This is a genomic window from Geomonas oryzae, from assembly GCF_004117875.1.
In the GTDB taxonomy this organism is placed as follows: Bacteria; Desulfobacterota; Desulfuromonadia; order Geobacterales; family Geobacteraceae; genus Geomonas; species Geomonas oryzae.
In genome coordinates this window covers 817226-826388 of the sequence record NZ_RAHW01000002.1, presented here as the reverse complement: position 1 = coordinate 826388, position 9163 = coordinate 817226, and the positions used below count along the sequence as shown (strand labels likewise).

Below are 9163 nucleotides of genomic sequence, written 5' to 3'. Positions count from 1 at the left end.
TGCCCTGAGGGTCATGGTTGTCACCTCTTGCCAAGGCATGCCCACCTCCAAAGAGGAAAGTCACTTCTTGGTAATAAGTGTCACCCATGTCTCCGAACATGTGTAACCTATGTCTCCGGTCTATACACCCTTCGCAAAGGGGGGGACGCCGGGGCCGTCGGCTCCACGGAATTCCGGGATGAAGATCCGCCACGGGGGGAAAGGTCGTTGACATTTCAGCCGCTTTTGTAGCATAACGCAGACGGAAGATAGGAGGCGCAATGGAAAAACTCATCAAACATTTCAAGGGGCGCTTCATCACGGGCCTGTTCGTGGTCGTTCCCCTGGGCATCACCATTTTCATCCTGAAGTTCCTGTTCAACTTCGCGGACGGTATCCTCGGTTCGTACCTCGATTCGTTGCTCACCGCCCTGATCAACGACCACACTTACATTCCCGGCCTCGGCATGCTGACCGGGGTGATCGTCATCTACCTTTCCGGGCTTCTCGCCACCAACGTGATGGGAACCAGGATCCTCAGGTGGTGGGACGACCTCTTTTCCCGCATCCCCCTGGTGAAGTCGATCTACGGCTCGAGCAAGCAGCTCACCCAGGTTTTCAAGGACGGCAAGACCTCCTATCGTCGTGCCGTGTTCGTTGAGTGGCCGCGCAAGGGGGTGCGCGCCGTCGGCTTCGTGACCGCTGAGGTCGAGCATGACGGCGAGAGGCTGGTTGTGGTGTACGTGCCGACCATGCCGAATCCGACCTCCGGATTCGCGCTCTTTTTCCATGAGGGCGAGGTCCAGGACTGCGGCATGACGGTGGAGGACGCGGTCAAGTTCGTGGTTTCCGGCGGCGTCGTCGTTGAAAAGAACCTTTGACCCAAAACCGGCTCACGCAAAGACGCAAAGAAAAACAAAGGCAAAAGGTCTGGTTCTTTTAACAGGGATGAAGGGGATAAAAGGGATAAAACCAAACGATAAAATCCTCTGTAACGCAAAGACGCAAAGAAAAACAGAGGCAAAAACTCTTTTGAAAAAGGGAAAAACCAAACGATAAAATTCTGCGTAACGCAATGGCGCAGAGGCGCAAAGATTAAGTAGAGACAAAGGATTTTGGTTTGACCCCGAAGTTGTTTGTCTTTGGTTTATCCCCTTCATCCCATTCATCCCTGTTAAATTGTTTTTTCGTGTTTTACTTTGCGACTTTGCGTCTTTGCGTGACGGAGATTTGTGGATGGGTTTTGTCTTTGCGTGACAAAAGGTCTTGTGGAGGTGGTCATGAAGATCGTGGTGCTGGACGGACATACCCTGAACCCCGGTGACAACCCGTGGGACGAGGTCGCTGCTTTCGGCGAGCTTACCGTGCACGACCGCACCCCGGAGCCTCTTGTCGTGGAGCGCTCCCGCGGCGCGCAGATCGTTCTCACCAACAAGACGCCGCTCAAGGCTGCCACCCTGGCCGAGCTCCCCGAGCTTAAACTCATCTGCGTCCTTGCCACCGGCTACAACGTGGTGGACCTCGCGGCCGCGGCGCGGCTGGGCATCCCGGTGGTGAACGTGCCGGAGTACGGCAGCGATTCGGTGGCGCAGCACGCCATCGCCCTGATTTTGGAACTCACCAACCGGGTGGCGCGTTACAACGAGGCGGTGCACAGGGGGGATTGGACCCGCTCGGCGGACTTCACCCTCGTCGGCGAGCCGCTCACCGAACTCTGCGGCAGGACGATCGGGATCGTGGGGCTCGGACGCATCGGCGCGCGCGTCGCGGCCGTCGCCCATGCCCTTGGCATGCAGGTCGTCGCGTACAACCCGCGTCACCGTACCGCGCCGGGTGGATTTCCGGTCACCTGGGCCGAGTTCGACGAGCTTTTCGGGCGTTCCGACGTGGTGAGCCTGCACTGTCCGCTCACCGAAGATAACGCGGGCATGGTGAACGCGGAACTGCTCACGCACATGCAGCGCCATGCGCTTCTCATCAACACCTCGAGGGGGGGGCTTGTCAACGAGCGGGACCTGGCCGATGCCCTGAACCGCGGCGTCATCGCCGGTGCCGCCGTCGACGTTGCCGCCTCGGAGCCGATCCCCGCCGACAGCCCGCTTCTCACCGCAAGAAACTGCATCATCACCCCGCACATCGCCTGGGCCACCCTGGCTGCCCGCAAGAGGCTCATGGCGACCACCGCGCAAAACATCGCCCTCTTCCTCGAAGGTTCCCCTCAAAACGTAGTGAACCAAAAACCGTAATCTTCTCACGCCCGTTCGCTGCGCTTACTCAAGACGCAAAGAAAAACAAAGACAAAAACTTTTTTAACAGGGATGAAGGGGATAAAAGGGATAAAACCAACAACAAAATTCTCTGTCACGCAAAGACGCAAAGTCGCAAAGACAGGCGGAGACAAAGGATTTTGGTTTAACCCCAAAAAGCCTTTGTCTTTGGTTTATCCCCTTCATCCCATTCATCCCTGTTAAATTGGTTTCTCGTGTTTTACTTTGCGCCTTTGCGTCTTTGCGTGAGAAAGGTTTTGAACAGTTTTTTGTCTTTGCGATGGTATGACAAGGGGACAGGCACCTGCGGAGCAGTCCCCAGGACTTCTGCCTCTTTGGCGTTTACGGCATAACCGCCTCCCGGTGAAGAGAACCAGAGTCCTTCCCTTCTGTTTAACTACCCGTTTCACCGCGTAAAAATGAGTTTTTCCGGCCCGCTCCACACCTTTTGTGGAAAGCGCTGTGGAAAAGACGTTGAAGGAGGGAGAAATGCTTTTTAAATTGCCGGTCTCTGCGTTTTGCCTAAAAAATAATCAGGTTGCCGCTAACGACGTTCCAAACATAGTAGTAATGATTTCAATGGCTTAGCGTAAGGTGGCGGAGTGGCGCCGGAAAATCGTGTCAAGCTTTTTTTACGCCGGAGGGACGCCTGTTTCGGGCGCGGTCCTCTCCCTGCCCAAAGATGCGGCAGGCTCACGAGCCATAAATCTTGACATGCCGCAGGTGCCTATGTTAATTGGACAAACCTTTTTTTTATAATGACTTTTTTCGGTTTAACAACCGTTTGATACTGTGAAACACAGGGGGGTGCCCATGACGCAAGAGATCAATCTGACAGTCGGAGCGTTACTGGACGACATAGCGGGCAAATTTCCCGACAACGAGGCGCTGATCTACGTCGAACGCGGTCTTCGCTACACCTGGCGCGAGTTCAATGAGCGCTGCCGCCAAGTGGCGAAGGGGCTTTTACGGTTGGGGGTGAAAAAGGGCGATCACCTGGCGATTTGGGCCTACAACGTCCCCGAGTGGGTGACCCTGCAGTTCGCCACCGCGAAGATCGGGGCGGTGCTCGTTACCGTGAATACAAGCTACAAGTCCGCCGAGCTCGACTACCTGCTTCGGCAGTCCGACTCCAGCGTTCTTTTCATGGTACAGGGGTTCAAGGATACCAACTACGTCGAAACGCTGTCGAGCGTGGTTCCGGAGCTCGCGACGAGCAAGCCCGGTGAGCTGAAAAGCGCGGCACTTCCCTGTCTGAAGCACGTCGTCTTCATAGGGGAGGGAGCCCCTGACGGGATGATCAACTTCGAGAAGATCGTCGAGCTCGGGCGCGAGGTGTCCGACGCCGAACTCGCGGCCGTGGAGGCGACCCTGCACGTGAACGAGGTGATCAACATGCAGTACACCTCAGGCACCACCGGTTTCCCGAAGGGGGTGATGTTGACCCACCACAACGTCATCAACAACGGCTTCAATATCGGTGAGTGCATGCGCTTCACCGAGAACGACCGTCTCTGCATCCCGGTTCCCTTCTTCCATTGCTTCGGTTGCGTTCTTGCGGTCATGGCTTGCGTCACCCACGGCACGACCATGGTCCCCGTGGAGATCTTCGATCCGCTGAAGGTGCTGCAGGCGATTGAGAAGGAGCGCTGTACCGCGGTGCACGGCGTGCCGACCATGTTCATCGCCGAGCTGGAGCATCCCCGTTTCCAGGAATTCGATCTTACCTCGCTCAGGACCGGCATCATGGCCGGCTCCAACTGCCCGATCGAGGTGATGCGCCGCGTCATCCGCGACATGCACGCAAGCGAAATCACCATCGCCTACGGTCAGACCGAGTCTTCCCCGGTCATCACCCAGACCCGCACCGACGATCCCATCGAACTCAAGGTCTCCACCGTCGGCCGCGTGCTTCCCAACGTGGAGCTGAAGATCGTCGACATCGAAACCGGCGCGGAACTCCCGCCGGGCAAGCAGGGGGAGCTCTGCACCCGCGGATACCTGGTCATGAAGGGGTATTACAAGATGCCCGAGGAGACCGCGAAGGCGATCGATACGGACGGCTGGCTCCACACCGGGGACCTTGCAGTCATGGACGAAAACGGCTACTGCAAGATCACCGGGCGCATCAAGAACATGATCATCCGCGGCGGCGAAAACATCTACCCGCGTGAGATCGAGGAGTTCCTCTACTCCCATCCGAAGATCTCGGACATCCAGGTCTACGGCGTGCCGGACCGAAAGTACGGCGAGCAGGTCATGGCGGCCATCGTGCTGAAGCAGGGGAGCGAGATGACCGAGGACGAGGTGAAGGAATTCTGCCGCGGCAGGATCGCCAACTACAAGATCCCCAAATACGTCCGCTTCGTCGATTCCTATCCCATGACGGCAAGCGGCAAGATCCAGAAATTCAAGCTGCGCGAGATGGCGATACGCGAACTGCAGCTTGAGGAAAATGTCTGATCCGATCCGCAGATTCGCTAATAACTCATTGATCTTATTGGCGTGCAAAGGTTGACGCGGTCCCGATTGTGAGTTATCTTTCCTTCTCCTCCTCATGAGCATCATGGGGAGAGAGGAGGGGATATGCGGCTTACGCCGAAGAACGAACTGGAATACCGCTACAGGAAGCTGCAAGTCGAGATGGCGGCCGCGGGCATGGACGCGGTGCTCATGGTGCAAAACGCCGACCTTTTCTATTTCACCGGTACCGTACAGACCGGTGTTCTCTACCTTCCCGTCTCGGGGAAACCGGTCTTTCTCGTGCGCCGGGACTTCATGCGCGCACGCATGGAGAGCGCCCTGGAACACGTGGTGCCGCTTCCCTCTCCGGACCGGATCCCTTCCCTGATCGCCGAGCACGGCGCTTCGGCGCCGCAGCGTCTGGGGCTCGAACTCGACGTCCTGCCGGTCAACCTCTACCACAGATACCTTTCCCTTTTCCCCGACGCAAAACCCGTGGACGCCACGCCTCTCATAAGGCGCGTGCGCATGTGCAAGACCCACTACGAGATCCACATCCTGCAGGACGCGGCCGGCCAGGCCGACAAGGCCTACCGTCGCGCGCGGGAGGTGATCCGCGAGGGGATGAGCGAGGTTGATCTCGCCGCCGAGCTGGAACATGTCATGCGCGTCGAGGGGCACCAGGGGTATGTAAGGATGCGTGCCTTCAACGGGGAGCTCTCCAGCGTACAGGTCCTCTCCGGTGCCGATGCCGCCGCTCCCGCCTGCACCAACACCGCCCTCGGGGGGATGGGGCTCACCCCGGCCTTCGGCCACGGCGCAAGTTACAACAGGATACGGCGCGACGAGCCTGTGGTGGTTGATTTCGCAAGTTGTTTCGACGGCTACCTCGTGGATCAGACGAGGATCTTCGCCATCGGTTCCGTTTCCGACCGGATGCGCAGAGGTTACGAGGACATGCTCCGCATCGAGGAACTTATGATGGAGATGGCCGTTGAAGGCGCCAGCTGGGGAGGTATCTATCGCGCATGTCTGGAGCGTGCCGTAGCCATGGGGTACGCCGACGCGTTCATGGGCACCCCGGGCGGCCGGATATCCTTCATCGGGCACGGTCTCGGGATCGAAATCGACGAATATCCGTTCATCGCCAGAGGTTTCGACGAGGAAACCCTGGAGGTGGGGATGGCCTTCGCCTTCGAGCCGAAACTGGTGTTTCCCGGGGAGGGGGCCGTCGGCGTAGAAAATTCCTTTTATCTGTCAGAACAGGGGCTTAAACGACTCACCTTCTCGGATCAGGATCTGGTACTGCTTTAGGTTGGATTAAAATGTATGCAAAATAGTAAAACGGGATTTTTTTGTATTGAAATTGACTCGGCTCAATGGTATACATTTGAAAAATCTTTGTATACAGTATACCTACCTCACGCAACCGGCCGAAAGTCAGTGTCAAAAGGCACGGTGTCAGCGGGCGATTTGATCTGTTACACGATCGGTATGTACCTCAACCCCAACAGAAAAGGAGATCTGGCACATGACGCAATTGAAAGAGAAGTTGTTTGAGAAGATCCAGGCACACCGCCCCCGTATCACCAAGCTGACCAAGGAGTTCGGCTCCGTCGTCATCGACAAGGTGGACATCGGCCAGTGCATCGGCGGCGCACGCGACATCCGCTCGCTCGTCACCGACATCTCCTACCTCGACCCGCAGGAAGGCATCCGTTTCCGCGGCAAGACCATCCCCGAGACCTTCGAGGCGCTGCCGAAGGCCGCAGGCTCCGAGTACCCGACCGTCGAGTCCTTCTGGTACTTCCTGCTGACCGGTGAGGTTCCGACCCTGGAGCAGGTCGCCGCAGTCGAGGCCGAGTTCAAGACCCGCCAGGTCGTGCCCGAGTACGTGTACACCGTCGTGCGCTCCCTCCCGAGGGACAGCCACCCGATGGTCATGCTCTCCGTCGGCATCATGGCGATGCAGAAAGAGTCCAAGTTCGCTGCCTTCTACAGCGGCGGCAAGTTCAACAAGATGGACGCTTGGGAGTACGTGTATGAGGATGCCAGCGACATCGTCGCCCGTATCCCGGTGCTCGCGGCCTTCATCTACAACCTCAAGTATCGCGGCGACAAGCAGATCGCCATCGATCCGAAACTCGACCTCGGTGCGAACTTCGCCCACATGATCGGCCAGAGCGAGCAGTACAAGGATGTGGCAAGGATGTACTTCATCCTCCACTCCGACCACGAGTCCGGCAACGTTTCGGCTCACACCACCCACCTGGTGCACTCCGCTCTCTCCGACCCGTACTACGCTTACGCCGCAGGCCTGAACGGCCTCGCCGGCCCGCTGCACGGCCTTGCCAACCAGGAAGTTCTCGGCTGGATCATGGAGTTCCAGAAGAAACTGAACGGCGCCGAGCCGACCAAAGAGAACGTCACCAAGGCTCTCTGGGATACCCTCAACGCAGGCCAGGTCGTTCCGGGCTACGGCCACGCCGTTCTCAGGAAGACCGACCCGCGCTACACCGCGCAGCGCGAGTTCTGCCTCAAGACCCCGGGCCTCAAGGACGACGCGCTGTTCAAGCTGGTCGCCATGATCTTCGAGACCGCCCCGGGCGTCCTCACCGAGCACGGCAAGACCAAGAACCCCTGGCCGAACGTCGACGCACAGTCCGGCGTCATCCAGTGGTACTACGGCCTCAAGGAGTGGGACTTCTACACCGTTCTGTTCGGTGTTGGTCGTGCGCTCGGCTGCATGGCGAACATCACCTGGGACCGCGGTCTTGGTTACGCGATCGAGCGTCCGAAGTCCGTTACCACCGACATGCTCGAGAAGTGGGCTGCAGAGGGCGGCAGGAAGATGTAATTCGCCGCTTCACGGCAAAGTTGAACAGGAAGGGGGCGCGTTTGCGCCCCCTTTTTTTTTGGCCTGCGGCTGGGGGGGCGGATGGGCGTGATGGGAGTGATGGGAGTGATGGGAGTGATGGGCCGGGCTTGGTAAGGGCTTGGTAAGTTTTGGATGCAGGTGGGGAAGGTGGGGAAGGTGGGGAAGGTGGGACCGCCGGCGGGGCGGCCCCGGACCGTCCGTTACTGTTCTGCGAAAACCTCGGCGCTAAAGACGTAAAGATCAGCTCCCTCTTTCCAGTCGTCTCTCTTCAGACCGGCCTTCAGCGCCGTCTGCGTCAGGAAGGTTTCGCGATCCCATTTGTGCTCCACTGCCACCTGGGGCAGCAGCACCCCGCGCGAAAAGTTCTTCTCCAGATACAGGCCGTGCTTGCCGACCTCCACTTCTTCCGGGGACTCTATCTTGTTGAGAGGCGAGAGCACCGATATCTCCAGCTCGAATTCGGCCAGGTCGTCCTCCTTCATCGGGTAGAAGCGGGGATCCCTGGTCGCAGCGGAGGCGGCCATTTCCTGGACTAATTGATATAAGGGCTTGTCGGAGATGAAGTTGCCGATGCAGCCTCGGAGCGTCCCTTGTTTCTTGATGGTAACGAAACACCCCTGGAGCGCCAGCAGTCTTTCCTCGGTCACCATCTGCATCTTGAGTTTGCCGGTCCGGACCGTCGACGTTACCGCTTCGCGGGCCAGCTGAAGAAGAAGTTTCTTGTCGGAAGAGTTGAGCGTTTCGTTCACTAGGTCCCCCTTGATGGCGTAGCTCCGGCGCGGGGCGGAGAGAGATTGGCTTAAAGTAATATATTCAGTCTCTGTTTACAAGAACTAAGCGACCCTTCACGCACCGTTTTTCACCTTTATCAAACACGACCAGGACCGGGAGGGACATGTCGGCGGGCGACGGGGCGAAACGCTCTTTCGTTGGCCTTCTGTCGGATGCATTTCTTACCAATGCGGTTGCCCCATGACCCCGTATTCGGGTTGGGAGTCACCTGCATCAGGGGACTTCGCTCCGCATTTATTGCAATATTGTAGAGTTGATATGTTTAGCCGGACTGATCAAAAGTTTACAAAGCCTGCTCTAATAATTTTTTATATTCCCCAGCTTTAAAAAGTGTTGACTTTTGCAGGAATGCTAGTATATTCGCCCTTTGTTGTCGTACGAAAAAAACCATGCGCTTTGCGCAGTAATGGTAAATCCAAAAGAAAAGAGGTGATATCGTCAATGAAAAAACTGATCTCCTTCGCACTTTGCCTGGCTCTGGCCCTGTCCTTCGCTGCTGGCTGCAAGAAGAAAGAAGAGGCTCCGGCTCCGGCCGCTGAGCAGGCTGCTCCGGCTGCTCCGGCTCAGGCTCCGATGTCCTCCGCTAAAGCTCCGGAAGCTGCTCCGGCTGCTCCGGCTGCTCCGGCTCAGGCTCCGGCTGAGAAGAAGTAAGCTGAAACAGGGTCGCCCTGTTTCGCGAAGCCCACAGATCGCTCTGTGGGCTTTTTTTGTGCCTCTATCCGGCCATTTGCCTTGACAACGGCGGAGCCGGAATGCTAATTAGATGGATCGTCTACTATAAATA

Annotated in this window: 8 protein-coding genes; 7 read left to right on the top strand and 1 reads right to left on the bottom strand. The window is 57.6% G+C overall.

Annotated elements, in window-relative coordinates:
* Positions 1-260: 260 nt before the first annotated feature.
* From D6Z24_RS08220 to D6Z24_RS08195, 6 genes are all read left to right on the top strand, one after another.
* The gene (locus D6Z24_RS08220) at positions 261-860 is read left to right on the top strand and encodes a DUF502 domain-containing protein (protein WP_129126079.1); all 600 of its coding nucleotides are present in this window, start codon (positions 261-263) and stop codon (positions 858-860) included.
* Positions 844-1038, top strand: a complete 195-nt coding sequence (locus tag D6Z24_RS08215; RefSeq protein WP_129126078.1) for a hypothetical protein — start codon at positions 844-846, stop codon at positions 1036-1038. Before D6Z24_RS08220 ends, D6Z24_RS08215 begins: the two co-directional genes overlap by 17 nt.
* 221 nt (positions 1039-1259) lie before the next feature.
* Positions 1260-2225, top strand: coding sequence for a D-2-hydroxyacid dehydrogenase (locus D6Z24_RS08210; RefSeq protein ID WP_129126077.1), 966 nt, complete (start codon positions 1260-1262; stop codon positions 2223-2225).
* A gap of 834 nt (positions 2226-3059) precedes the next feature.
* A complete protein-coding gene (locus D6Z24_RS08205; RefSeq protein WP_129126076.1) occupies positions 3060-4709 on the top strand; it encodes an AMP-binding protein in 1650 nt (549 codons plus the stop codon).
* Positions 4710-4832: 123 nt separating this feature from the next.
* Positions 4833-6023 carry a M24 family metallopeptidase gene (locus D6Z24_RS08200; RefSeq protein WP_129126075.1) on the top strand — a complete coding sequence of 397 codons (1191 nt, stop codon included), beginning with the start codon at positions 4833-4835 and terminating at the stop codon, positions 6021-6023.
* A 217-nt stretch (positions 6024-6240) separates the two neighbouring features.
* Positions 6241-7566 (top strand): citrate (Si)-synthase, encoded by a 1326-nt coding sequence (locus tag D6Z24_RS08195; RefSeq protein ID WP_129126074.1) that lies wholly within the window; start codon positions 6241-6243, stop codon positions 7564-7566.
* A 221-nt stretch (positions 7567-7787) separates the two neighbouring features.
* On the opposite strand, the gene amrA is transcribed toward D6Z24_RS08195, so the two are convergent.
* Entirely contained in the window at positions 7788-8336 is a 549-nt protein-coding gene (amrA, locus tag D6Z24_RS08190) for an AmmeMemoRadiSam system protein A (RefSeq protein WP_129126073.1), read from the bottom strand.
* Positions 8337-8820: 484 nt separating this feature from the next.
* On the opposite strand from amrA, the gene D6Z24_RS08185 reads away from it, so the two are divergent.
* Positions 8821-9030, top strand: coding sequence for a hypothetical protein (locus D6Z24_RS08185; protein ID WP_129126072.1), 210 nt, complete (start codon positions 8821-8823; stop codon positions 9028-9030).
* Positions 9031-9163 lie beyond the last annotated feature (133 nt).